This is a genomic window from Sporichthyaceae bacterium (assembly GCA_036493475.1).
Lineage (GTDB): Bacteria > Actinomycetota > Actinomycetes > Sporichthyales > Sporichthyaceae > DASQPJ01.
The window spans coordinates 1-24,540 of sequence record DASXPS010000025.1 but is presented as its reverse complement, the minus strand read 5'-3'; the positions used below and the strand labels follow the sequence as shown (position 1 = coordinate 24,540).

General features: G+C 68.9%; 28 protein-coding genes. 16 read left to right on the top strand and 12 right to left on the bottom strand.

Annotated features, from left to right (window positions below; translation table 11 throughout):
• Positions 1-104 precede the first annotated feature (104 nt).
• Both VGJ14_03125 and VGJ14_03120 read right to left on the bottom strand, forming a co-directional pair.
• Positions 105-1,235, bottom strand: coding sequence for a cytochrome P450 (locus VGJ14_03125; GenBank protein HEY2831392.1), 1,131 nt, complete (start codon positions 1,233-1,235; stop codon positions 105-107).
• The gene (locus VGJ14_03120; protein ID HEY2831391.1) at positions 1,232-2,632 is read right to left on the bottom strand and encodes an AarF/ABC1/UbiB kinase family protein; all 1,401 of its coding nucleotides are present in this window, start codon (positions 2,630-2,632) and stop codon (positions 1,232-1,234) included. Before VGJ14_03120 ends, VGJ14_03125 begins: the two co-directional genes overlap by 4 nt.
• A gap of 53 nt (positions 2,633-2,685) precedes the next feature.
• Here VGJ14_03120 and VGJ14_03115 point away from each other — a divergent pair, with 53 nt between their 5' ends.
• On the top strand, positions 2,686-3,267 hold the full coding sequence (locus tag VGJ14_03115) for a TetR/AcrR family transcriptional regulator (GenBank protein ID HEY2831390.1): 582 nt from the start codon (positions 2,686-2,688) through the stop codon (positions 3,265-3,267).
• Here VGJ14_03115 and VGJ14_03110 read toward each other — a convergent pair.
• Positions 3,264-4,754, bottom strand: a complete 1,491-nt coding sequence (locus VGJ14_03110) for an aldehyde dehydrogenase (GenBank protein ID HEY2831389.1) — start codon at positions 4,752-4,754, stop codon at positions 3,264-3,266. The genes VGJ14_03115 and VGJ14_03110 overlap by 4 nt on opposite strands.
• A gap of 89 nt (positions 4,755-4,843) precedes the next feature.
• Positions 4,844-5,452 carry a TetR/AcrR family transcriptional regulator gene (locus VGJ14_03105; protein ID HEY2831388.1) on the bottom strand — a complete coding sequence of 203 codons (609 nt, stop codon included), beginning with the start codon at positions 5,450-5,452 and terminating at the stop codon, positions 4,844-4,846.
• A 66-nt stretch (positions 5,453-5,518) separates the two neighbouring features.
• Between VGJ14_03105 and VGJ14_03100 the strand changes: the two genes are divergently transcribed.
• The 4 genes from VGJ14_03100 to VGJ14_03085 all read left to right on the top strand — a co-directional run bounded on the left by VGJ14_03100 (position 5,519) and on the right by VGJ14_03085 (position 9,281).
• Positions 5,519-6,505 carry a YihY/virulence factor BrkB family protein gene (locus tag VGJ14_03100; GenBank protein HEY2831387.1) on the top strand — a complete coding sequence of 329 codons (987 nt, stop codon included), beginning with the start codon at positions 5,519-5,521 and terminating at the stop codon, positions 6,503-6,505.
• A gap of 177 nt (positions 6,506-6,682) precedes the next feature.
• Positions 6,683-7,030, top strand: a complete 348-nt coding sequence (locus VGJ14_03095) for a hypothetical protein (GenBank protein ID HEY2831386.1) — start codon at positions 6,683-6,685, stop codon at positions 7,028-7,030.
• Between the two features lie 173 nt (positions 7,031-7,203).
• A complete protein-coding gene (locus VGJ14_03090; protein HEY2831385.1) occupies positions 7,204-8,301 on the top strand; it encodes a phosphotransferase family protein in 1,098 nt (365 codons plus the stop codon).
• The gene (locus tag VGJ14_03085) at positions 8,301-9,281 is read left to right on the top strand and encodes a tyrosine protein kinase (protein HEY2831384.1); all 981 of its coding nucleotides are present in this window, start codon (positions 8,301-8,303) and stop codon (positions 9,279-9,281) included. Before VGJ14_03090 ends, VGJ14_03085 begins: the two co-directional genes overlap by 1 nt.
• 206 nt (positions 9,282-9,487) lie before the next feature.
• On the opposite strand, the gene VGJ14_03080 is transcribed toward VGJ14_03085, so the two are convergent.
• Positions 9,488-10,387, bottom strand: a complete 900-nt coding sequence (locus VGJ14_03080) for a hydroxymethylglutaryl-CoA lyase (GenBank protein HEY2831383.1) — start codon at positions 10,385-10,387, stop codon at positions 9,488-9,490.
• 107 nt (positions 10,388-10,494) lie between these two features.
• Between VGJ14_03080 and VGJ14_03075 the strand changes: the two genes are divergently transcribed.
• Positions 10,495-11,022, top strand: coding sequence for a hypothetical protein (locus VGJ14_03075; protein ID HEY2831382.1), 528 nt, complete (start codon positions 10,495-10,497; stop codon positions 11,020-11,022).
• On the opposite strand, the gene VGJ14_03070 is transcribed toward VGJ14_03075, so the two are convergent.
• From VGJ14_03070 to VGJ14_03055, 4 genes are all read right to left on the bottom strand, one after another.
• The gene (locus VGJ14_03070; GenBank protein HEY2831381.1) at positions 10,986-11,342 is read right to left on the bottom strand and encodes a DUF1003 domain-containing protein; all 357 of its coding nucleotides are present in this window, start codon (positions 11,340-11,342) and stop codon (positions 10,986-10,988) included. The genes VGJ14_03075 and VGJ14_03070 overlap by 37 nt on opposite strands.
• Positions 11,343-11,465: 123 nt before the next feature.
• Entirely contained in the window at positions 11,466-11,603 is a 138-nt protein-coding gene (locus VGJ14_03065) for a hypothetical protein (GenBank protein HEY2831380.1), read from the bottom strand.
• 47 nt (positions 11,604-11,650) lie between these two features.
• A complete protein-coding gene (locus VGJ14_03060; GenBank protein ID HEY2831379.1) occupies positions 11,651-11,815 on the bottom strand; it encodes a hypothetical protein in 165 nt (54 codons plus the stop codon).
• 91 nt (positions 11,816-11,906) lie between these two features.
• On the bottom strand, positions 11,907-12,398 hold the full coding sequence (locus VGJ14_03055) for a hypothetical protein (GenBank protein ID HEY2831378.1): 492 nt from the start codon (positions 12,396-12,398) through the stop codon (positions 11,907-11,909).
• Positions 12,399-12,714: 316 nt separating this feature from the next.
• Here VGJ14_03055 and VGJ14_03050 point away from each other — a divergent pair, with 316 nt between their 5' ends.
• The 3 genes from VGJ14_03050 (at position 12,715) to VGJ14_03040 (ending at position 14,801) form a co-directional block, all read left to right on the top strand.
• Entirely contained in the window at positions 12,715-13,029 is a 315-nt protein-coding gene (locus tag VGJ14_03050) for a hypothetical protein (GenBank protein ID HEY2831377.1), read from the top strand.
• 135 nt (positions 13,030-13,164) lie between these two features.
• The gene (locus VGJ14_03045) at positions 13,165-13,455 is read left to right on the top strand and encodes a hypothetical protein (GenBank protein HEY2831376.1); all 291 of its coding nucleotides are present in this window, start codon (positions 13,165-13,167) and stop codon (positions 13,453-13,455) included.
• Positions 13,456-13,544: 89 nt separating this feature from the next.
• Positions 13,545-14,801 (top strand): cytochrome P450, encoded by a 1,257-nt coding sequence (locus VGJ14_03040; protein HEY2831375.1) that lies wholly within the window; start codon positions 13,545-13,547, stop codon positions 14,799-14,801.
• Here VGJ14_03040 and VGJ14_03035 read toward each other — a convergent pair whose 3' ends face one another.
• Positions 14,802-15,725, bottom strand: coding sequence for a phytanoyl-CoA dioxygenase family protein (locus VGJ14_03035; protein ID HEY2831374.1), 924 nt, complete (start codon positions 15,723-15,725; stop codon positions 14,802-14,804).
• Positions 15,726-15,942: 217 nt separating this feature from the next.
• Between VGJ14_03035 and VGJ14_03030 the strand changes: the two genes are divergently transcribed.
• The 4 genes from VGJ14_03030 (at position 15,943) to VGJ14_03015 (ending at position 18,726) form a co-directional block, all read left to right on the top strand.
• Complete coding sequence (locus VGJ14_03030; protein HEY2831373.1) at positions 15,943-16,770, top strand: S1C family serine protease; 828 nt, start codon at positions 15,943-15,945, stop codon at positions 16,768-16,770.
• Positions 16,771-16,881: 111 nt separating this feature from the next.
• Positions 16,882-17,349 carry an RNA polymerase sigma factor gene (locus tag VGJ14_03025; protein HEY2831372.1) on the top strand — a complete coding sequence of 156 codons (468 nt, stop codon included), beginning with the start codon at positions 16,882-16,884 and terminating at the stop codon, positions 17,347-17,349.
• Positions 17,346-17,957 (top strand): methylated-DNA--[protein]-cysteine S-methyltransferase, encoded by a 612-nt coding sequence (locus VGJ14_03020; GenBank protein HEY2831371.1) that lies wholly within the window; start codon positions 17,346-17,348, stop codon positions 17,955-17,957. Before VGJ14_03025 ends, VGJ14_03020 begins: the two co-directional genes overlap by 4 nt.
• A gap of 34 nt (positions 17,958-17,991) precedes the next feature.
• Positions 17,992-18,726: a 2OG-Fe(II) oxygenase gene (locus VGJ14_03015; protein ID HEY2831370.1), complete on the top strand. Its 735-nt coding sequence runs from the start codon at positions 17,992-17,994 to the stop codon at positions 18,724-18,726.
• Between the two features lie 49 nt (positions 18,727-18,775).
• On the opposite strand, the gene VGJ14_03010 is transcribed toward VGJ14_03015, so the two are convergent.
• Entirely contained in the window at positions 18,776-19,672 is an 897-nt protein-coding gene (locus VGJ14_03010) for a serine protease (GenBank protein HEY2831369.1), read from the bottom strand.
• 223 nt (positions 19,673-19,895) lie between these two features.
• Here VGJ14_03010 and VGJ14_03005 point away from each other — a divergent pair, with 223 nt between their 5' ends.
• From VGJ14_03005 to VGJ14_02995, 3 genes are all read left to right on the top strand, one after another.
• A complete protein-coding gene (locus tag VGJ14_03005) occupies positions 19,896-21,467 on the top strand; it encodes a GMC oxidoreductase (protein HEY2831368.1) in 1,572 nt (523 codons plus the stop codon).
• A 27-nt stretch (positions 21,468-21,494) separates the two neighbouring features.
• Entirely contained in the window at positions 21,495-21,923 is a 429-nt protein-coding gene (locus tag VGJ14_03000) for a hypothetical protein (GenBank protein ID HEY2831367.1), read from the top strand.
• A 74-nt stretch (positions 21,924-21,997) separates the two neighbouring features.
• Complete coding sequence (locus VGJ14_02995; GenBank protein HEY2831366.1) at positions 21,998-22,819, top strand: LLM class F420-dependent oxidoreductase; 822 nt, start codon at positions 21,998-22,000, stop codon at positions 22,817-22,819.
• A 226-nt stretch (positions 22,820-23,045) separates the two neighbouring features.
• Here the strand turns inward: VGJ14_02995 and VGJ14_02990 are convergent, their stop codons facing one another.
• On the bottom strand, positions 23,046-23,948 hold the full coding sequence (locus VGJ14_02990) for a polysaccharide deacetylase family protein (protein ID HEY2831365.1): 903 nt from the start codon (positions 23,946-23,948) through the stop codon (positions 23,046-23,048).
• Positions 23,949-24,540 lie beyond the last annotated feature (592 nt).

Genomic DNA, 24,540 nt, shown 5'->3' with positions numbered 1-24,540 from the left:
GGCCCTCGCTGCGGTGGGGCTGGGCGCGCAGCGCTCCTCGCTCATTCATGAGCGCAGCGTGCTCTGTCATACCCGGGTCGTCATTTTTTGGGCGGCGGAGGGCCTCAAAATGACGCTGCGCGTATGAGAGTGACCGGAAGTACCTCCAGGGCGTGCAGCGCAACCGAGCCGCGCCATTGGGTTCCCGCACCGGCGAGGGTCATACCGGGATGCCGGGCGAACAGCCGGGTGAGCGCCTCGGTCGCCTCCAGCCGCGCGAGCGCGGCGCCGAGGCAAAAGTGGATACCGGCACCGAAGCCCAGGTGGCCGAGCGGTTCCCGGGCCAGGTCCATCATGTCGGGTCGGACGAAGCGCGTTGGGTCGCGATTGGCCGCGCGGACGTCGACCAGAATCGTCTCACCCTCCCGAACCTGATGGCCCGCAATGACGTGGTCAGTCAGCGCGGTACGCATCAGCAGTTTGACCGGGCCGTGGCAGCGCAGGAGTTCCTCGACCGCGCGCACCGGGTCGACGAGCAATGCCGGGATCTGATCGGGGCGCTGGAGCAGCGCGAGGGTGGAGTTGGTGACGAGGTTGGCGGTGGTCTCGTGGCCGGCGACCAACAGCAGCAGGCACATGGTCGCCACCTCGCCGAGAGACAAGGCCTCGGGTTCCTCGCCCTCCAGGGCGAGCAGGGCGCTGATGAAGTCGACGCCGGGGTTCCGCCGACGTTCGGCGAGGACCGGGGTCAGGAACAGCGTCATCTCGATCGACGCGGCCGCGGCGGCCGCCAGGTCCTCAGGCGTTGCGTCGAACTCGATGCCCCGGGCCAACGCCGGGGTCAGGTCGGCGAACAGTTGTGCGCCCTCGGTGCCGACGTCGAGCAGTTCACTGATGACGGCCAGCGCCACCGGGTAACCGACGTCGGCCAGCACGTCGAACCCGGCTTCGCCGTGGAGTTCGTCGAGGACGGAGTCGACGATCGCCGCAATACGGGGACGCAGGGCCTCGATGGCCTTAGGGGTGAACGCGGGGCCGATCGGACGGCGCAGCCTGGTGTGCTCCGGGGGGTCCGCCGACAGCAGGCCACCGACCGGGAAGTCCTTAAGTTCCTCGTTCACCAACGGGCTGCGCCGCAGATCGCTGCTCCAACCCTCGCCGCGCAGTACGGCGGAGGCGACGTCGAACGAGGTAATCCGGAACGCCCCGAGTTCGGCGTCCCAGTGCACACCGCCGGTCAGCGCGGCGGCGGTCATCGGTCGGCCTGCCGGTAGGCGGCTTCGGCCGCGCCGTACTCGGTGGCCGGCGGGGCGCCGCAGCCGTATTCCTCGCGGATCGCCCGCCAATGGCCGGTGGCGCACAGCCCGCCGAGGACCGACGTGATGCCGGATTCGACCCGGGACACGAAGGTGTACTCCCCGCCTCCGGTGAGCTTGCGCGCGATGGGGCCGAACGGGCCGCGTAGCGATGCCCCGTGTCGCAGGGCCTCGGCAACGACCTGCGGGGTGTAGGTGAACGGCTGCGCGGCGATGTAGGCCGGCTCGAAGATGTTGAACAGGGCGAGCAACGCCTCGGCCTCGGGCGGGTCGGAAGGGTCGAACATTCCTATGCCGATGGAGGCGTGCAGGAACCGCTGCGCGTCCTGGGCGACGAGCGCGTCGGCGTACTCGGCCAGGCGCGTCTTCTGGTCGGGGGTGAACCGTTTGACGCAGCCGAAATCCAGGAACGTGACCGAGCCGTCGGGATGGAACAGGTAGTTGCCCGGGTGCGGGTCGGCATTGAACAGACCCCCCTGCAACAAGCTGGCCCAGTGAAAGCGGAAGACCGCCTCGCCCCAGCGGTCGCGCAGCGACTGCTCGGCGGACAGGGCTTTCGCGTAGCGCAGACCCTCGACAAGTTCCATGGTCAGCACCCGGCGAGCGGACAGCTCGGGCAGCACCTGCGGCACGTGGATGAACGGATGGCCCTCGTAGCTGTCGGCGAACCGTTGCTGGTGTGCCGCCTCGACGCGGTAATCGATCTCCTCCCCGATCCGCTCGGACACCTCGCGAGCCATCTCGCGCACGTTGATCCGGGAGAATCCGGGCGTCACGGTGAACACGAGTTGGAAGAACGTGGCCAACAGTTCGGTGTTCTTCAGATCGGCCCGGATCGCCTGCTCCACGCCGGGGTACTGCACCTTGACCGCGACGCGCCGCCCGTCGTGCAATGTCGCGGCGTGCACCTGCCCGATCGAGGCCGCCGCCAGCGGGTGGGCGTCGAAGTCGGCGAACAAGACCGAAGGCGCTCGCCCCAGTTCGGCGGTGATCGTGTCCACTGCCAACTGCGGCGGCATGGGCGGCGCGTCGTCCTGCAGCCGGGCGAACGCGGCCTGGTAGATGCCCCGATAAGGGGTCTCCACTGCGGGGTCGAGGGGAATGAAGGACAGCATCTGCCCGGCTTTCATCAGCACCCCGCGCGAGCGCCCCAGCCGCTCCGCATACCGACGCGCCTGCACGGTATGAAAGTCCGTCAGATCAACGTCCGGGTTCCGGCGCTTGCGCAGCGACGCGGCCACTGCCTCGCCCGCGGTCCGTCCGGCCATCCCGACCAACGGCGCGACCCGGGCCACTCGTCCGCCCGTGACGCGCGGCTGCTGGTTCGACTCGTCCACCGAAACCGCCCTCGGATATGGCTTCTCCGACCACCTAAGTGTTTACTTAGCTCATGTCAGTGTCAACTCGGGACCGAATCCTCGACGTCGCGATGGACCTGTTCGCGCACAACGGCTACAAGGGCACGAGCATCACCGCGATCGAAAAGGCGGCCGGCCTCACCGCCGGCGCCGGTGGGATCTACCACCACTTCCCCACCAAACAAGCCCTGCTGGAAGCGGGCATCCAACGCCACCTCGGGCGCCTGGACGCGCTGCGCGACATTCGCGCGATCCTCACCGGCCTCGGCGACCTGCGCGCCGAACTGACCGTGCTCGCCCGCTACGCCATCGCCGAACTCGACCACGAGGCCGACCTGTTGCGCATCGTCCTCACCGAGGCGCGCGCCCACCCCGACCTCGTGCAGAGCGCCGTGGACACCCTGATCGCCACCACCTACGTCAGTTTCGCGGGCTGGCTACAGAACAGAGCGGACCTCGACCCGCAACGGGCCGAGGTCCTCGCCGCGGTCGGACTGGGCGCCCTGTTCTCCTCGCGGCTACTCCGTCTTCTGCTGGGACATGACCCGGTCGAGGTCGACGACCAGGATTTCGTCGACGTGTGGGTTCAGATGATGCTCAGTCAGGTCAATTAGGCCGGCGGCCCGTCCAGCAACACCGTCTTAATCTCCAGGTAGGAGCGCAGACCCTCGGTACCGCCCTCGCGGCCGATGCCGGACTGCTTGAACCCACCGAAGGCGATGCTGAAGTCGATCTTCATGTTGTTGTGGCCCACCGTCCCCGACCGCAGCCGCGCCGCGACGTCGCGGGCGCGGGTGTTGTCGGGGGTGAATACCGCCGCGTTCAGGCCGTAGACCGTGTCGTTGGCGATGTCGATCGCGTCCTGTTCGCTGTCCGCGGGGATGACCGAGAGCACCGGGCCGAAGATCTCCTCCTGCGCGATCACCTGCTTGTTGTTCACCCCGGCGAACACGGTCGGTTCGATGTAGTACCCCGTGTCCAGGTGCTTGGGCCGGCCGCCACCGGTGACCAGCCGCGCACCCTCGTCGACCCCCTTGGCGATGTAGCCCTCGACGCGATCGCGCAACCGGGCCGAGGTGAGTGGACCCATCTGTGTGGCAGCGTCGAACGGGTCGCCGACATTGACCGCGGAGAATGCCGCGGCCAAGGCCTCGGCGAACTCGTCGTGCTTCGCCCGTGGCACCACGATCCGGGTCAGCGACGCGCACACCTGCCCGGACAGGAAGCACTCCGCGCCGGCCAACGTGGCCGCCGCCTGCGCAATGTCGGCGTCGTCGAGGATGACCGCGGCCGACTTACCACCCAACTCCAACGTCACCCGAGCAATCCGCTCACCGGCCAACGACGCAATACGCCGCCCGGCCGCGGTCGAACCGGTGAACGCGATCTTGTCCACCCGCGGGTCGCGCACCAACATCTCCGAGACCTCACGGTCCGCGGTCACCACATTGAGCACACCCGGCGGCAGGCCCGCCTCGTCCGCCGCAGCGGCCAGCACGTAGCCGGCCGCAGGCGCCTCCGGCGACATCTTCAGGATCGTGGTGCAGCCCGCAATAAAGGCCGGGGCGAGTTTCAGGGCGGCCAGGTCCAGCGGGCCGTTCCACGGCACGATCGCGGCGACCACACCGACGGGTTCGCGGACGAGCAGGCCGTAACTCTCGCCCCAAATCGGACTCGGCATGGCCGGCACGACCTCCTCGAACGGGTAGGTCGAGGCCAGGCTCGCGTAGTACCGGAACAGGTCCGGGATCTGCGGGGACATGAACGACGCGATCGAGTGCAGCACCCCGGACTCGCGCGGCCAGATGTTGGAGAACCCCGCCATCTTCGCCGACAGCGCCTCGGCGAAGCGCAGCATGTAGCCGGCCCGCTCGGCGTGCGACATGCGCGGCCACGGGCCCCGCTCGAACGCCACGCTCGCGGCGTGCATCGCCTGCTGCATGTCCGCTGCCTGCGCCTCGGCGACCCGGAAGATCGGCTGCTCGGTGCCGGAGTCGATCACCTCGAACGTGGTGTCCGCGCTGGGCGTGACCCACTCGCCGTTGATATAGAAGCGGTCCGGGCTGTGCAGCACATCGCGGACGTCGTCGGTGAGGCTCATGTGCGATCCCTTCTGGCCAGGTGCGCACAGGCTATTGCTGGTTCAGCGGCCGGGAAACGTGGGTGGGGCGTCTCCCCCAGCGGCCCGGCTCAGGCCGGGGCGCGGAGTCGGCACAGGATCATCGTCGTCATCTCGGCCGCCAGCCTGTTGTCGCTGGGTCGGCGCGCATCGCGCGGGAAAATCAGGTCATCCAGCAGCGCCATGCCGAGCACCATCGCTGCGGCGCCGGCGCGGGTGGCCGGGCCGACCGGGCCGAACCCGGGGACCTCGGTCAGCTCGCCGAGGCCGAGGATCTTCTGCAGTTCCGCCGAGACATGGTCGAGCAGGTCATCCGCGGGCGCTGACGTGCCGTCAACCCGCTGCGCGATCGCCGAGATCAGGATCGGCCGGTACTCCCGCGCCAGCCGGGACAGGTGATCGACGAAGCGCTCCACCCGCTGCCGCTCCGAGGAGTGCGCCGGGTCCTTACGGGCCTCCAGGTACTCCGTCACCACCTCGGCGAACGGTGCCAGGAACGCCGCGGTGAACAGCCCGGACTTGTCCTGAAACTGATTGAAGATCACCGTCTCGGACACCTCGGCCCGAGCGGCAATCGCCTTGGTGGTCGCGCCGCTGTAGCCCTTGGTCAGGAACTCATCGCGGGCCGCCCGCAGCAGCAGCTCACGAACATCGGTCGAAGCGCGGCGTGGTCTCTTCATTAACCAGTGACACTACACAATTGCCGGCGATGCGTTCCCGGGGTCTGCTGGGGAAGTACCCCGGTGATGAGCGCCGTCGCGCGGTTGGACCACGCCCAGCGCCGACACACGGCGCTGGGATTGCCGATCGCGGTCATCTACAAGGCCGTTGAGGACCGCGCGCCCTATCTGGCCGCCGCGGTGGCCTACTACGGGTTCGTCTCGCTGTTCCCGCTGCTGTTGGTGCTGCTCACCGTCTCCGCGTTCGTGCTCGACGGGCACCCCGGACTGCGCGATGACCTGCTGCGCTCGATCTTCGATCAGTTCCCCGGCCTCGGGCCGAGCATCCGGGACAACCTGCGCGGGCTGCACGGCAGCGGCTGGGCGCTCGTCGTCGGCTCGCTGGGCACCGTCTACGGGACGATGGGCGTGATGCAGGCCGCACAGACCGGCTTCAACCAGATCTACGCCGTGCCGCGCAACCGGCAACCCAACCCCATCCGCTCCCGGCTGCGCAGCCTCGGATTGCTGCTGGTGCTCGGCGCCGGCCTGATCGTCTCGGCCGTGGTCAGCGTGCTGGCCGCGCACACCACCGGGTTGACCGTCGGCTGGAACACCGGCCTGCAGGTGCTGATCTACGCCGTCGCCGTGGCCGCCAACGCCGCGCTGTTCGCGGTCGCGATGAAGCTGCTCACCTCCGCCGATCTGCGACTGCGCGACGTCGCGGTCGGCGGGGTCATCACGGCCGCGATCTGGCAACTGCTGCAGGTGCTCGCCGGGCCATACCTCTCCCGCAAGGTGCAGAACGCCAATGCTCTTTACGGGAGCTTCGCGCTGGTGCTCGCCCTGATCGCTTGGATCTACCTCGTCTCACTGGCCGTCATGTTGGCCGCCGAGGTCAACGTGGTGGTCAACCAACGGCTGTGGCCACGGGCCCTGCTGACCCCGTTCACCGACGACGTCGACCTGACCGACGTCGACCGCCGCGTCTACGCCATGCACGCCGCGGCTGCCCAGTTCAAGGGTTTCGAGACCGTCACCACCGACTTCGAGCCGCGCAAGCAGGTCACCTGAGCTGACCCATAGTCAGTTATCCGCCGCAACAGCGATTCGGTGTCCGTTGCCTGAACGTCCGGGCGTGGTCGGCAGCATCCCGCGGAACGTCCGGTGAATTGCGGCGCGGCGTGGGATGCGCGTGTCGCCCTGCGGACAGAAGCTGCGGCGTCAGGACATTCCCCTAGGGAGGGCACCATGCGAACCACTCGAATCGCTTCGTTTCTCGGCGCAGTGACGCTGGCCGCGGGCACCTTCGTGGTGGGGGCGCCGTCGGCGTTCGCCGCCGCCGACCCGTGCGTCAAGGACGCCAAGTCCGCCGGTGTGCACAAGAAGGCCGCCAAGGAGGCCTGTGGCGATGCCAGCTCGGGCGACATCGACAAGTGCATCGACCTGATCTCGCAGAAGGCCAAGGCACCGGTGAAGGACGACAAGGACAAGGCCGAGGAGATCTGCAAGAGCGCGGTGGGCGCCGACTCCGCCGACTCCTCCAACAAGCCCGACGGGGACGACGGCGACAGCGACGGCGGCCCGATGCACCCCTGAGTTCCACCCGTTCCAACGCCCGTCCGATGGCGCCCCGGCTCGCATCACCGGGGCGCCATCGGTATTGAGCGGGACGTCTCCGGCTCCGCCATTGACTAGTGGCACTACACAACTGCTACGGTGCCCATAGTGATGTGCCACTACACAATGCCGTGGTTCATGATCGGAGCGACGTGGCTCTGCACAATCGCCTCGACCCCGGCCGAATTGGCCCCGTCCTGCAGCGCTGGCTCGCCCCGCGGCTGCCCGCGGCAACGGCGGTGACCGTCTCCGACATCACGGTCCCGCGCGCAAGTGGGTTGTCCTGCGAGACGATGCTGTTCACCGCGGACTGGCTGCAGGACGGCGCCCGGGCACGGCGCAGGTTCGTGGCCCGGGTGGCGCCCGAGGACGGCAGGGGGTTGTTCCCGCACTACCGATTGGACGCCGAGGCGCGGATTATGCGGGCGCTGGCCGAGCACACCCCAGTGCCCGCTCCCCGCGTGGTGGGCGTCGAACTCGATCCGGCTGCCCTCGGCGGCCGCTTCCTGGTCATGGAGCACATCGACGGGCGCATCCCGGCCGACGATCCGCCGTACTCGTTGACCGGCTGGGTTCTGGAGTGCTCCTTCGACCAGCAACGACGGCTGATCGAGAACGCCGTGTCCACGATCGCCGCCGTCTCCCGCGTGGACCCCGACCGGCGGGATCTGCGCCTCGACCGCCACGGGACCGCCGCCGGGGTCGAGTATCTGGACGGGCTGTACACCACCGGCAACCGCGGCCTGGCCCACTCGGTCATCGAGGCCGGGCTGGAGTACCTGCGCGCGAAGGCACCGACCGGCGAGCGGTCCGCGCTGTGTTGGGGCGATGCCCGGATCGGCAACATGATCTTCGCCGAGGACCTCACCGTCGCCGGAGCACTGGACTGGGAGTTGGCCTGCATCGGCAGCCCCGAGGCGGACATCGCGTACTTCCTCTACGCGCTGCGCCTGTGGTCGCAGGGCTATCGCGCACCGAGCCCGCCGGGATTCCCGGACCGCGCGGCCATCCTCGATCAATTCACCGAACTGTCCGGGCACGCGGTGCGGCACCTGGACTACTACGAGCGCTACGCCGCGGTGTTCGGCGCCATCGCCGTGCTGCGCGCCGGGCACCTCATGGTCGACGCCGGCATCCTGCCGGCGGATTCAACGATGTGGTTGAGCAACCCGGCCGCCGCGATGCTCGCCGACTACCTGGACGTGCCCGCGCCCACCGAGCCGGTCACCGGATGGGCCGGGCACCGCTGATGCCCCATCACATTGCACCCCCGGAAAGCGATCTGATCGGGCTCGACCCGGCCGAGCACGCCGGTCGCTACCAGCCGCACACCACGCACACCCACTACTTCGGGTTCCAGATCCCCGAAGCGCAGATCGGTTGCTACAGCTACATCCGCTACCAGCCGTACTTCCCGCTGATGCAGGGCAGCGTGCAGATCTTCCAGGGCATGGACAACACCTGCGTGCTGGACATGGCGCACCTCGACTACTCCATGACGCTGCCCTGGCCCCGGGTCGACGGTGCCACCATCTCGACCTGCCGCGGGTACCGCATCGAGTTCGGTGAACTCGGCCGCAAGGTGCGCATCAGCTACCTCAGCGCGGACGGGCGCGCCGCGTTCGAGGTGGAGCAGACCGCGCTCAGCCCCCTGGTCGGCCGCGCGGCGGTGATTCCCGGCGAGGACCACCTGCGCGCGATGCAGCCCGGCGGCAGCGAGCAGTTCATGCACTGCGTCGGCGAACTCACCCTGCACGGCCGGACATACGACATCGACTGCAACACCATCCGGGACCGGTCCTGGAACCAGGACCGCAACGAGGACCGCCGCGGTCGCTTCGATGCACCGGTGTGCTGGACCCCGGTGTACTTCGACGACGGGCAGTACTTCAACCAGGTGGGTTTCGAGGCGGCGGACCCGTTGTTCGCCTTCCTCGGCCGCGGCGATGAGATCCGCAACCTCATCCGGGTCGAACGCACCGTCACCCAGACGCATCCGAGCCTGTATTTCCCGCTGGCGCAGCGGATCGAGGCCGAGGACAGCGAGCACAACGTGCTGGCGATGACCGGTCGGGCGATCGCGGCCTCCCCCATCGTGGCCTGGCCGCACGCCTTCGCCTACGACAGCGTCTACCGCTGGGAGACCGACGCCGGGGTCATCGGGTTCGGGCCGTGTCAGGGCATCTGGTTCGAGGAATACCAGCACGCGATGAAGAAGCGGCGCCCTTGACGCCCCGCGCCTCGTGGTCGCGACCTGCAGTGAGAACGGTTTGGGCATGGTCACGGTGGGACGGATGGGTATACAAACAAGCGGTGACCACCACCCGACAGGTCTTCCTGATCCTCCTCCTCGGCGCCGTCCTCGTGTTTCTGCTGGAGGCCTTTCAGGGCAAGGGCTGACCCGACCCGGCGTGGCGCGCCGGCTCGTCACCGCTCTCAGCGCGGGAACGGTCCCGCGCGGCCGAGCAGGGCTTCGGGTTTCAGGCCGAGTTCCTCCATCCACAGCCCCGTCCGGGCCATGGTGTCCAGCGAGATGCCGGTGGACACACCCATGCGTTCCAGCAGGTAGGTGAGGTCCTCGGTGGCGATGTTCCCGGTCGCCGAGGGCGCGAACGGACATCCGCCGAGGCCACCGACGCTGGCGTCCAGGGCGGCCACCCCGGCGGCGACCGCCGCGGCTGCGTTGGCGTAGCCGGTGTTGCGGGTGTTGTGGAAATGGCAGCGCAACGGCATCGCCCCGACGGCCTCTTGGATGCCGCCGATCAGCTCGCCGACCTGGGTCGGCACGCCCACGCCGATGGTGTCCCCCAGACCGATCTCGGCCGGTCCGGTATCGGCCAGCCGTCGGGCCAACTCGATGACCCGAGCCGCCGCCACCTCGCCCTCGAACGGGCAACCGAACGCGGCAGCGATGCTCACACTGGCCCGCACCCCGGCCCGATGCGCCAAGCCGGCGATCTCAATCCAATCCGCCAGGCTTTCCTCGGTGCTCTTGCCCTGGTTCTTCTGATTGAAGGTGTCCGTGGCGAACACGCCCATGTGTACCTCGTCGACACCGGCCTCGACGGCGCGTTCGAAGCCGCGCCGGTTGAGCACCAGGCCGATGTAGGAGACGTCGGCTCGACGGGACACGGCGGCCATCACCGCTTCGGCGTCGGCCATCTGCGGCACCCACTTCGGATGCACGAACGCGGTGGCCTCCACCCGGCGGGCGCCGGCTGCGATGGCGCGCTCGATGAGCGCGACCTTGTCCGCCGTCGACACCGGCACCGGCTGATTCTGCAACCCGTCCCGCGGGCCAACCTCGACGATCTGGATGCTGTTCGGGAGACCCATCGCGGACCCTTCACCTGAGCGCGCCTGCGCTCGGCAGCCTACGGGTGAACCGTTCCAGCTCCCACGAAAACGTTCCCGCGGGAACGCATTGGCGCTTGTATGGGCAGATGACGGACGCGGCACTGGAGGTTCGGGAGGGATCGCAACTGCTGCGGTTCACCTTCGCGGAGTTGTTGAACTACAACGGCGGCGGCTCCGCCGCCGGTGTCGCCCATGCCTTCAAGGCGATGCAGCGGACGCTGCCCCTGCTCGACCCCGACGGACCTCCCCAACGGCGCGAGATCGGCGTGCGCACGGCCTTCCGCGGCCCCGGCGGGCGCGACTCCTTCGAGTTGGTTACCCGCGCGGTGACCGACGAGCGCTTCGTGATTGACCTGTCGCTGGGGCGCCCGCAACGCGGGCCGGCCTTCGCGCATTTCGTCTTCCGGCTCACCTACCGCGACGTGGTGGTGACGGCCGTGCTGCGCGACGGCTTCGTTCCTGACGAATTCCTCGACCTCGCCGGCCGGGAGAGTCGTACCGACACCGAAGAGGCCCGGCTGACCACGTTGAAGACCGAGGTGTCCGACCGACTGCGCGCCGCCCCAGCCGCCGACGTCTACGACGTCGAACCGGCGTTGGGGAGGCGCCGATAGAGCTCGGTGGTGAGCACGTGGATCTCTCGGGTGAGCTGCGTATTGGTCTTGAGTTCGGTTTCCTGCTCGATGAAGTCGTGACTGGCCTTGGCCTGCTGGAACGCCGCCGCCCGGTTCTGACCGATCATCACGAACGTGGAAAGGAAGATCGCCTCCAGCGAGACGACGAGGGTCAACGTGGGCCAGGGGCTCTTCTCGAACAGCACCATCCAGACCGCGAATATCGCGACGTGCAGGTAGACGAACGCCATGGACCCGGCGAACTTGGTGATCGCATCGGCGATCCTCAGCTGGACGTCAGCGGCACGGCGGGCGTGCATCGCCACCCACACGGGGTGTTCAGCGGGGACTACGGCATCTACTCCGGACATGGCCTCTCCTCGCGAACTGACAGAACTCCTCGGAGTTGCGGGACATCATCCCGCTCACACCATTCAAGGAAGTCAGTTGGCGGGGCCTGCCGCAAGGGCCTGCTCGATGAGCGCGACCTTGCTCGCCGTCGACACCGGCACCGGCTGGCTCTGCAGGCCGTCCCGCGGACCGAACTCGACGATCTGGACGCTGTTGGGGAGACCCACCATCGCGGACCCTTCGCGGGGCGCACGTCCTGCGCTGGGCAGCCTACGGGTCACGGACTTTTCAGGAACGGCCTGTCTCGGGTGTCCTCATGGTCGTGCTTGTCCTCGGCGCCGGGGTGCTGCCCGTCCTCGTGGTCACCGACCAGCGCATCCTCGGCCTGGTCGAGAACGGACTCGTCCTCTCCGGGGGACGGGGTCATCTTCTTCGGGTCCATCTCGACCTCCTCACCTGCCGAGCAACTCGCCCGGACCAGCCATCTACCCCGCCGGGACAACGCCACGCGTCCGTGCGGGACTGACGGTACGTCAGGCCGCCGGACCCGCCGCTCGGGCCTGTTCGACAGCCTCCAGTGCCGCCCGCATGCCCTCAATCCAGTCCGCCTCGTGCTTGCCCACCAGGCGCACCGCCCAGGCCAATGCGTCTGACCGGGAGCGCGCGACGCCGGCCGCTACCAGCGTGTCGAGTACCTGGCGTTCGGGTTGGCGCAGCCGGGTCATCACCGGCACGGCCAGTGAGGTGAAGATCTGCTGGGTGTCGCCGCAGCGCGCACCCCAGGCAATCTTGCGGCCGAAGCGGGCCTCGGCCTCATCGGCGATCCGCATGCGCTCGGCGCGGGTGTCCTCGCGGAACCGCGCGATGCGGCCGGCCTCGACCGCGTCGACCTGCTGACCCTCCGTCAATTCCGGACGCGGCAGCGTGCCCACGACCAGGATCTCGTCGCGATCGACCCATACCTGCGGGGCGCCGTCGAACCACTCCGGAAGCCGCCCACTGAACCAACTCGCTACCTCGGCCATAGGTTGATTACATGTAATCAACGCTGCGCTGTCAAGGGTGCCGGTTGCCGGGGCGCATCCGGGTGGGTCCGACCGGCGCAGGAGTGAGCCGCAGCGAGCGCGGGTTCATCAACACATGTCGCGCTATCGGCTGACAGTTCGAGAAATAAGTTGTTATTCGGGGAACCGCATCCACCGTTCGGCCCGTCCAAACGATCACGCGACATCGATTCGGCGCGTAGCGCCGGGGCCGAGCGGGTAGATCCCAGACCTGCGCGATTCGAGGTCGCACCGGCGCGCGAGGGCGCGCGAAGCCATTGAGCTGCCAGGAGTTGTCATGCGCATGCCCAGAACCCGCCGATCCCGTCGGATGGGTCTGTACGTCCTGGGTCTGGTGGCGATGGCCGCGTTCGGCATGACGCGCCCGCTCCCCGTGGCGTCCGCGGGCGACAGCACCTTCGTGCCGGTCTCGTACCAGGCCGGCCCGTGCACGCCGCAGCATCTGTCCGGATGCACCGGAACCGACGCCCCCACCGACGGCACCCCGCTGATCTACTGCGGCCCGGACGGCAAATGCACCCCGGTGACCGACCAGGGCAAGCGCACGACCGCCGACTCGAGGGGGGCCGGCGGTCACCACGCCCACCGGTAGTCCGCCGCGGGAACGCCGGTTGCGCGCTTGCAACGCGCACGGGAACTTCCGGCGAACGTCGGCTGCGGGCCGATGACGGCACGGGGCCCGGCAGAACAGGCTGCGTCATCGAGCTGGTGACGGAAGGGACGCAGCATGCCGATCGCTCGAATGACGTCGTTTCTCGGCGCGATGGTGGTGGCCTCGGGCACCTGGGTGCTGGCCGCACCGGCGGCGTTCGCGAACGACTACGACACCTGCCTGCAGGGTGCCCACCACGCGGGCCTGCACAAGCCGGACGCGACCTCGGCCTGCGAGCAGGGCGAGGCGGGCAAGACCGACGACTGCGCCGCGATGATCGCGAAGGACGCCAAGCCCCCGGTGAAGGACAACCCCGATGCCGCCAAGGCGATCTGCGGCCAACCCGCCGAGCCGCCGGAGGACTGATCTGCAGGGGACCTTCCGCGGCGCAACCCGCCCTGCCTACGCTGGCGCCGTGTGCCCCGGCACCGGGGGCGCCGAGGGAGCGTGGAGCCGTGCCTGCTTACCGAACCGTCAACGACATTTTCCTCGGTGACGTGGAGTTCTGGCGGCGGCCGCTCGCCGAGCGGCACGAGGCGTTCGCCGCGCTGCGGGAGGACACCCGGCGCGGTGGCGGCATGTGCTTCCACGAGGAGGTCACACCCATGGGCGGGGCCTTCGTGGGCCCCGGCTACTGGTCCGCGGTGACCTACGACGACGTGCGCGCCACGACCCACAACCCGAACTTCTCCTCCGCCTCCGGAGTCATCTCCACCGAACCCGACCCCGGCTACCTGGCGGTCGGCTCGATCATCGTCATGGACGACCCGAAGCACGTGAAGCTGCGTCGCCTGGTGGCCAAGGCGTTCACCCCACGCACGCTGCAGTCGGTGCAGGAGTCCGTGCAGCAGCGGGCTCACCACCTGATCGAGGCAGCCAAGGCGACCGGGGGCTCCTGCGACTTCGTGCAGGCCTTCGCCGCTCCGCTGCCGCTGCAGGTCATCTGCGACATGCTCGGCATCCCGGCGGAGGACGAGGCGAAGGTCTTTCACTGGACCAACGTCCTGCTCGGCATCGGCGACCCGGAGTTCACCCCCGACCTCACCGCGCTGACCGACGCCGCCACGGCGTTCCTGCAGTACGCCGCGCAACTCGGGGTGCAGCGCGCCGAGGATCCCCGCGATGACCTCAGCTCTCGGCTGATGCAGGCCGAGATCGACGGCGAACGCCTCGACCCGTTCGAGTTCGGTTGCTTTCTCGTGCTGCTGGCCATCGCCGGCAACGAGACCACCCGCAACGCCATCTCCTGGGGCATGCAGCAGCTCACCGAGCACCCCGACCAGCGCACCCGACTGCAGGCCAACTACGAGGCCATGGCGCCGCGGGCCACCGAGGAGTTCGTCCGCTGGGCCTCCCCGGTCATCCATATGCGGCGCACGGCGCTGGCGGACACCGTCGTCGGCGACACCAAGGTCGCGGCCGGCGAGAAGGTCGTCATGTGGTACTGGTCGGCCAACCGGGACGAGACGGTGTTCACCGACGCCAACAGCTTCAACATCGAACGGGAGAACGCCGCGTCGATGATCGGCTTCGGGGCCGGCGGCGGCCATTACTGCCTGGGCGCCAGCCTGGCCCGACGCGAGATCCACGTGCTGTTCGACGAGATCTTCCGCAATCTGCCGGACCTTCAGATCACCGGGCCGATCGAGCGGTTGCAGTCGAACTTCATCAACGGCATCAAGCGCATGCCGTGCGAGTTCACCGTGCGGTAGCTACCTGGCGCCCTTGCTGTACTGGTCGGCCTCCCACTGCTCGCCCTGCTGCAACGCGAACAGCGACGTGTACCCGCCGGACCAGTCCGGCGGGATCTGACACGGCCGCGGGTCGTGTCGCGCCCACTGGGCCGGTCGGCCCCGCACGATGGCGCCGGCGTGGCTGCTGTTCAGCGGGTTGGCCGTGTAGGTGAAGGCGTCGGCGGCCGAGAAGGCGTTCAGCAGCAGCGGGCGCCCCTGGTCGGACAGGTTCGGCCGGGAGCCGTGCACGACCCGGCAGTTGTGGATGGTGATGGAACCGGCCGGCCCCTCCAACTCCGCGGCCGTCTCGGTCCGCGCGTCCTTGACGTCGGCCTCGGACAGGCAGCCCGCCCACTCGCCGCGCTCGTTGTACTGGGAATGGAGCTCGCGGTTGTGGCTGCCCGGCACCACCATCAGCGGGCCCTGGTCGGGGCCGCAGTCATACAGGTAGAGCCCCGCGGTGAGTGGGCTGTAGTTGGTGTGCGGCCAGTAGCTGATGTCCTGATGCCACTTGACCTCCTCACCGCCCGCGGCCCACTTGAAGTTGAGCTTGGAGTGGTGGAACTTCACGTCCGGCCCGACCAGGTCGGCCATGATGTCGGGCAGCGGCGAGTCCGCGGCGGAGGCGAACTCCCAGTACTCCGGGTGCTGGTCGACCGGGCTGGTCAGCCGCCGCAGGCGGGGATTCTCCGCGGTGTGGCCGGGTTCCAGGTCGAAGATCGCATCGGAGCGGGCCAACGCCCGACTCCGGTCGACCATCTCCCGGGTGACGCTGCGCAGCCGGTCGAGCCACTCCTGCGGCACGGCCCGCTCGACGAGCAGGTAGCCGTTGGAGAAGTACGACTCCTGTTGCGCGCGGGTGAGCACCCGGGGTTCGGCGGCCAGGATCTCCTCGACGGTCATAACGTTCTCCTTCCCACCTCGTCGGACAATCCCACGGAAATCCTGCCGAGATCGTCAAGGCACTGCAGGAAAAGAGGTGGGCCGCCTCGACTGCGAACGTTCACAGAGACGACCAAGTCCATCCTCAGGGACAGCGCAGTTACTGCGGGAATAATCGATTCTGCGCCGGTTGCCACGGGGGGGTCTCGAGGGCACACGGCCGAGGGGGAGCCCTGCCATGTCCAAGAAGTGGGTCATCGGGGTTGCGATATGCGCCGTCACGACAGCACTGGTCGGCACCGTGGCGGACGTGGGCACCGCCCGGGCCATCCCGCCGGTTGCGTCCACGACCCAGGCCACCGCCGCCCCGGCCAGGGCGTCGAGTACGAAGACGAGCGCGAAGCCGACCCCGGCCGCGATGCCCACGCTGAGCCTCGCCGCCACGAAGAAGCTGGCCACCGCAGCCGCCGACGCCGTCGCCCCGGCACTCGTCGACGTGCTCGCCGACACCGCAACCGGCCCCAAGGCCGGCACCGGCATCGTGCTGACCCCCACCGGTGAGGTGTTGACCAACTACCACGTGATCAGCGGAGCCACCCGGATCATCGCCACCGACATCGGGACCGGGCGCAGCTACCCGGCCACCGTGGTCGGCCACGACGCCACCGAGGACATCGCGGTGCTCCAGTTGACCGGCGCCACCGGCCTGCCCACCGCGCAGCTGGCCGACAAGGCGGCCACCATGGGGCAGAGCGTGTTCGCGATCGGCAATGCCAACGGCGGCGGCGGCACGGCCTGGGCCTCCGGATCGGTGACCGATACCGGCCGTTCGGTCAACGCCACCAACGAGCACGTCAAGTCCTCGGAGTCACTCACCGGGATGCTGCAGACCACAACCCCGATCGTGCCCGGCTACTCCGGCGGGGCCCTGGTGAACACGGCCGGCCAGGTCCTCGGCGTGGACACGGCCGGCACGTTCCCCGCACCGGGCAAGCCCGCCACCGCAGCGTTCGCCATCCCCATCGCCAGGGCCATGAGCATCGTGCAGTCCATCACCACCGGGTAAGCCCTGACACCATCCGGCGTGGGGCGCATCGGCTGCCACCCCTGCGCGAGCTCCTGCAAGCGCTCTGAGGACCGCACCTCACGTATGCCGCTCCCGTAGCGTCTACCTCAGGTGAACGCCAAACAGCCCTTCGATGCCGTGGTCACCACGCACGGCCCCACGATCCTGCGGGTGTGTCGAGCCGCGTTGCGTCCCGCCGACGCCGACGACGCCTGGGCGGACACGTTCCTGGCCGCGCTGGAGGCCTACCCGAAGTTGCCGGCCGACGCGAACGTCGAGGCCTGGTTGGTGACCATCGCCCACCGCAAGGTCGTCGACCTGCTGCGCCGGGCGGCGCGGCAGGCCACACCCGTGCCTGACCTGCCTGCTGTTCCGGCCGACACGGTCACCCGCGACCTGGACCTGCACAACGCCTTGGCCGCCCTACCGGACAAACAACGGTTCTGCGTCGTCTACCACTACCTGATCGGCCTGCCCTACGGCGAGGTGGCCGAGATCGTCGGCGGCACCGCAGCCGCTGCGCGCCGCGCCGCGGCCGACGGCATCGCCAACCTGCGCAAGACAGAGGGATTGAGATGAACGCCAAGAAGCACGACATCGACCTGCTGAACGTCCCGGCTCCGACCGCGGCCGATCTCGACACGCTGCGGGTGCGGCTGTCGGAGGCTGCCGAGCACGCCGGGCTGTTGGACATCGCCTACCGCACCGTCGACTCCCCCGTCGGCACCCTGCTGCTGGCAGCGACGCCGGCCGGGGCCGTCCGCGTCGCCTATGAACGAGAGGGTCTGGACGACGTGCTGACCATCCTGGCCGCCAGGCTGAGCCCGCGGATTCTCACCGCACCGCGTCGGCTCGATCCGCTCGCCCGCCAGCTCGAGGAGTACTTCGCCGGCAAGCGGAAACGCTTCGACGTGCCCGTGGATCTGGCGCTGGCCACCGGCTTCCGGCGACGGGTGCTCGAGTACCTGCCGCTGATCTCCTACGGGCACACCGCGAGCTACGCCGGCGTCGCGTCCGGCGTGGACAACCCGAGGGCCGTGCGCGCGGTCGGCACCGCGTGCGCCACCAACCCCCTGCCGTTGCTTCTCCCGTGCCATCGGGTGATCCGGGCCGACGGCGGCATGGGCGAGTACCTCGGCGGTGCGCAGATCAAACGGCAGTTGCTTGATCTGGAGGCCGCCGCATGAGCCCCGTGGAGCACCCGGGCGGGATGGTGCACCAATGAGCCCCGCCACCAAGAATCGCGCCGCCGCATACGCCGAGCGGGTGGCGGACAACGACTGGTCCGCCATCGCCGCCGAGCTCGACGAGCACGGGTGCGCGTTGACCGGTGGGTTGCTCGGCGCCACCGAGGCCGAGCACCTCATCGATGGCTACGACTGCGACGACGCCTTCCGGTCCACCATCGACATGCGTCGCTACCGATTCGGCGAGGGCGAGTACCGCTACTTCGCGAATCCACTGCCGGCGGCTGTGGCGGAGTTGCGCCGCAGTCTGTATCCGCGGCTGCTGCCGATCGCGCGCGACTGGTACACCAAGCTCGGCCGCCCGACGCCCTGGCCGGACGACTTCACCGAGTGGCTGACGCAGTGTCACGCCGCCGGGCAGACCCGGCCCACGCCGCTGATCCTGCGGTACGGCCCCGGCGACTGGAACGCGTTACACCGCGACCTGTACGGGGACCTGGTGTTCCCGCTGCAGGTGGTGATCAACCTGACCACCCCGGAGGTCGACCACACCGGCGGCGAGTTCGTGCTCGTTGAGCAGCGTCCGCGGGCCCAATCCCGGGCAACGGTGCTGGCGCTGCCCCGCGGCCGGGGCCTGGTGTTCACCACCCGGGATCGGCCGGTGCGCTCGGCCCGCGGCTGGTCGGCGTCTCCGGTCCGGCACGGGGTGTCGGTGGTGCGCAGCGGACGGCGGGTCGCGCTGGGCATCCTGTTCCACGACGCGCCCTGAAACAGCAAACGGCGGAGGTGCCCCGAGGCACCTCCGCCGCCGCCGTCGCTTACAGCATTGCGCCGGTGAACTTCTCGGTGCCGGCCACCAACCGCAGGTTCTTCAGGTTGGAGTGCGCGCGGGCGTAGGCCAGCTCATGGGCCAGGTCGCTGACCTGATTGCTCAACGGGGTCGGCGCGATGGACAACGTCGACAGGTCACCGAGCGCACGCCCGGAACCATCCAGGAACGCCGAACCGGAGTCCCCCGGGATACCCGGAGTCAGCGTGTACACCGAGTGGGTCCACCCGTCACCATCGTCACCGATGCTGGCGCCGGTCTTCGGTGAGAGCACGGCAATCCCGTGGCGCAGCGGGGAATTGCCGTAGGACTCCACCGGGTCCCCGGCCTTCGTCCCGGTGGTGTTCAGCCCGTTGGGACCGCCGAACACCGGGATCGACGGGTTGACCTGCGACACCGCGGCGGACGGGATCTCGATCAACGCCAGGTCGTTGTAGGCGCAGACGTTCGGGTCCTTCTCCCCGTCACGTTGCATGGTCAGCCAGGAGTTGTACACGAGCTTTCCGACCACGTTGGTACCCACGATGCTCACCGGCGTGCCCAGCGGGAGGGACTTCGAGGTGCAGCCGTTGGTATCGGTGGACTGGCCGGTGCCGGAGCAGTGCGCCGCCTGGCCCAGATAGGTGTGGCCGTTGGCGGTGTAGATGAAGTTGGCGGTGCACTGGGCGTCCTTGGTCAGCGTGACGACGCCGGGGTGGACGGTCGCCGTGGCGGCCGGCGCCCACTTTCCGCCCGGGTCGACCAGCGCGCCGAGTGGGCCGCCGGGGTTGTCCGCAGCCGAGGCCGAGGGAGCGACTGCAGCGACAGTGCTCAGGGCCAGTGCGGCACCGGTGGTGACGGCGGCGATGCGGGACCTGCGGACGCGTGGACGACGGTGCGAAGGCATGGAATTCACACTCCTTAGTTGTGACGGCGGGCGTCGGAGCGGCGCCAATGTTGATCACAACGTCGACAGGCAGAGCGATGGTCCCTGAATCTAGCGAAGGATGCCGATTCATATGTAGCGCACAGGAAATGTATATACCTCCCAAAGCGGACACATGCCTTGACACTTACGCTGTAAGTTGGGACATTTCTCCCTGTCGGGGATGGGGAAACGGGGGCCGCCGATGTACAGCCGTCGGGCATTCCTGACGGGGACGCTGGCCGCAGCGGCCTCCGTCACCCCCTTGCTGCGCACGCCGCGGGCCGCGGCCGCCACCCGCCGCATTCCGCTCAGTCGAGACACCCGACGCGTCGTGGTGGTCGGGTCCGGCTTCGGCGGCGGGGTGACCGCGTTGCGCCTCGCGCAGGCAGGCGTCCCGGTGCTGGTGCTGGAACGGGGCAAGCGCTGGCCCACCGGGCCGAACGCCAACACCTTCCCCGGCATCGCTTCGCTGGACGAACGGGCTTCCTGGATGAACTCCGGGCTGTTCTTCGACCTGCCGACCTCGCCGCGCCGGTACACCGGGCTACTGGAGCGGGTGCAGGGCTCCGGCATGGCGATCATGTGCGCGGCCGGCGTGGGCGGCGGGTCGCTGGCCTACCAGGGCATGAGCCTGCAACCGACGGCCGAACTGTTCGCCGCCACCTTCCCGGCCGGCATCGAATACGAGTGCATGGACCGTGTCTACTACCCGCGGGTGGCGCGCATGCTCGGCCTGGCCACCGCGCCCGATGCACTGATCGAGAACGACAACTACGCCGCGGCCCGGCTGTTTGCGAGCCACGCGCGGGCGGCGGGATACCGCGTCGAGAAGGTGCCGATGCCCATCGACTGGTCGTATGCGTTGCGCGAGCTGCACGGGGACATGAAGCCGTCCTACACCAACGGCGACTGCGCGCTCGGGGTGAACAACGGCGGCAAGCACACCGTCGACGTGACCTACCTGAAGCAGGCCGAGGCGACCGTGTTGGTCGAGGTCGCTCCGCTGCACCACGTGGTCGATATCGCGCGCGAGCGCCACGGCTGGACCGTGCACGTCGAACGCATCGACACCAGCGGCACGGTGCAGGAGACCAAGCTGATCAGCACCCGCACACTGATACTGGCCGCGGGCAGCGCGAACACCACCAAGCTGCTGGTGCAGGCGGCTGGGCGCGGGCAGATCACCGACCTACCGGACGGCGTCGGCGCGGGCTGGGGCTCCAACGGCGACCAGATTTACACCTGGACCGACCTGACCGAGTCGTTCGGTGCGCCGCAGGGCGGCCCGGTCATCTACTCCAGCAAGGAGTGGGCGGAACCGGCCAACGCCACCACGGTCATCCAGGCCTCGGTGCCGCCGGTGCCCGGCAATGACCGCACCACCATGCTCGTCGGCTACGGGGTGAGCGCCGGACGCGGCACCTTCCGCTACGACAGCGGCAAGGACGAGGCCCTGCTGGACTTCCCGGCCGGGTCGGATGCCGCAGTCGCCCGGCGCATCCACGAACGGCTGACCCGCATCGCCGGAGCCACGTCGCTGCTGCTGAACACCACCACGCTGGACACCACCACCTGGCACCCGCTGGGCGGGGCATGCCTGGGCCCCGTGTGTGACCTCGACGGGCGGGTGCACGGCCAACGCGGGCTGTATGTGCTCGACGGCGCGCTGATGCCCGGCACCACCGCGGCGTGCAATCCGTCGATGACCATCGCCGCGGTCGCCGAGCGTGCGCTGGACAACCTGGTGCGACACGACGTCGATTCGGTCATCTGAGCGCGGCAAATCGGTGACGATGGTCCGGTGAAGCCTTCCGCGCTCGTTCTCGTTCTCACCACCACCACCGCACTGCTGGCCGGTTGCGGTGGTGGGAAGTCCAACACTGACTCGGGGAAGCCGTCGGGCACCACCGGCGCCGCGCCCGGTGCGACCGCCACGCTGTCGCCGGAGGCAGCCGAGGCCATCGCCATGGCCGACGTGAACCAGGTCGCGCCCAGGCTGGGGGGGTACTTCGCCGCGCACGGCTACCCCACCGACCTCGCCGGGCTGGCCAAGTCCATGACGCAGGGCGGGCTGTACATGGACCCGTCGGACTCCCTGGCCTCGTACAAGTTCGACCCCAAGACCAAGCAATGGAGCATGTGCGTACAGAACGACAACGGGGCCTGGGCGAACTACGACACCGGCTCGATCGGCGGGCACGGCAAGACCGGCGGCTGCCCGAAGTCCTGACCGTGTGCGGAATCCGAGTTGAGCCCCTTGTGTTGCCGCTGGTTGGGTAGGAGCGGCAACTAAAGGAGAGCGGCATGGATCTCGGCAGCTATGGCATCTGGCAGTCCACGGCGAAGGCGACCCCGGACGTCGCGGTCGAGGCGGAACAACTGGGCTTCGGCTCGATCTGGGTGGGCGCATCACCCGCGGCGAAGCTGACCGAGGTCGAGGACATCCTCGACGCCACCGAGCGGATCAAGGTGGCCACCGGCATCGTGAACATCTGGGCCGTGCCGGCCGAGGACGCGTCCGCGTCGTATCACCGCCTGGAGGCCAAGCACCCGGGCCGGTTTCTGCTCGGCGTAGGCATCGGGCACCCCGAGAAGACCTCGCAGTTCCGCGACCCGTACCAGACCACCGTGGAGTACCTCGAGCGCTGCGCGGCCGAGGGTGTACCGGCCGACCGGATGTGCCTGGCCGCGCTCGGGCCGAAGGTGCTGAAGTTGGCCGCCCAGCGCACCGCGGGCGCCCACCCCTACCTGACCACGCCGCGGCACACCGCCGAGGCACGGGAGATTGTGGGCCCGAACGTGCTGCTCGCCCCCGAGCACAAGGTCGTGCTGGACACCGACCCGGAGCGAGCGCGCGCGCTGGCCCGACCCACCGTCCAGTTCTACCTGCAACTGGTGAACTACCGGCGCAGTCTGCTGCGTATTGGCTTCACCGAGGACGATCTGGCCAACGGCGGCTCGGATCGACTGGTCGACGCCCTCGCCCTGCACGGCGACGCAAAGACCGTCGCCGCCGGTCTACGCGCGCACACCGAGGCGGGCGCGAACCACGTGAGCATTCAGGTGCTCGGCGACGAGCTGTCCGCCGGGCATCGGGCACTGGCCGAGGCGCTCGAGCTGGCCTGACAGTCTGGCGGGATGCACCTCGAAACGCTGCTGCCGCTGGGCAAGGTGGACCCGGGTCTGCGCACGCCGCAGACACCGTTGCACATCCACGCGGTGGGACGTGGTGACCGATATCGAGTTCTCCATCGCGGTGCGCGAGGAACAGGACCGGGCGGCGCTCGCGGGGATCGCCCGGCGTATTCAGGAGTTCCCGGAGACGGCGGCGCGGGCCGCAATGTGGGGTGAGCTACTCAGTCAGTGCCGCGGCGATGGACGGGTCCGGCGATGGCGTCTGCTCGGGCTGGTTGTGCTCAGTCCATTCTTTTTCGCGGCCGAAGTAGAGCTTACCGGGCTCCAGGGTGCCGCCGAATAGCTGACTGACCGTCACAAGGGTGTACCCCTGACTTTTCAGTGCGTCGATGAGGCGCGGCACGGCGTCGACGGTGGTCGGGTGGATGTCGTGCATGAGGATGATCGAGCCGGGCCGCACGTCGTGCATGGCGCGCTCGTAGACCGAGTCCGGGTTGCGGTGCAGCCAGTCCAGGGTGTCCACGGACCAGAGGATTTCCGGTGCACCCTGGTCGCCGAGCACGGAGTTCACCCGGGCGTCCACTGCGCCGTACGGCGGGCGGATCAGGGTCGGGCGCTGTCCGTCCAGGGACGCGATCTCGTCGGCGGTGCGGTTGAACTGGTCGGCGACCTGCGGGTCGTCGAGGTGGGTGAGCTGAGGGTGCGACCAGCTGTGGTCGCCCACCTCTTCGCCCTGCGCCTGCTCGGCGCGTACCTGGTCGGGGAAGTCCCGGGCGGATTCGCCGATGAGGAAGAACGTGGCGCGTACGTTGGCCGCGGCGAGCAGGCCAAGCAGGCGCGTGGTGTAGGGGCCGGGGCCGTCGTCGAAGGTGAGGGCGACGCAGCGCAGGACCAGGCAGTCGGGGTGCGGTTGGGCTTGGACGACGGGGACGTCGGCGGTGACGTCGGGTAGGGCGCGGAGGTCGGGTGTTGTGTAGAGCGCCCGGGCGACGGAGGTCAGGGCGATCGCGTTCGGCCGGGCGTGGGCGGGGGGGCGGATGGGTGCAGAGCAGAGGAACAGCGGCATCGCGCCGACGAGGCCGGTGAGGCCCAGGAGGCCGAATGCGCGCCGGACGTCCATGATCAAATCCAATGCCCGGAGGCGGTTGCGTGTCACCTCCCAAGCGGTTAACGCCAGCGCCGGGTGTGGTCAGAACATCGCGGGGTACTGGTCAAGATCGTTTGGACGTTATCGGAATGTGGCCGGTGGGTGGGGGTTCTGTGGCTGGGTTGGTGGCGGGTTAGTGCGGCCTGGAGGATGGGGGGTTCTACGCCCGGGTTGGTGGCGGGTTAGGGCGGCCTGGAGGTGGGGGCGGGTGCGCCACGGGGGTCGGTGCGGGCTGGTGGGGGCGGGTGCGCGAAGTCGAGACGGGTCGGTGGGGGCGGGAGCGCGACGTCGGGGCGGCCGGTGATCATCTTTGACTGACCCTTTGTCAGATTCCTTGTGGGGATGAGAATTCAGGTCCGGAACTGTCGGTGGTGCCGCGTAGGTTCGTCTCATGGACACCGGGCCGGTGCAGGCATTCGCGGAGTTGGAGTCCGCGCTGTGCGAGGTCCGCAAGACCTTCGAGAACCTGTGGCAGTTGCCCGAGCACGACGTGGTGGAGCTGCTCCGCCGCCAACACCTCGCGCTCGCCCAGTTGCAGTTCCTCGGGTTGGATCTGCTCACCGAG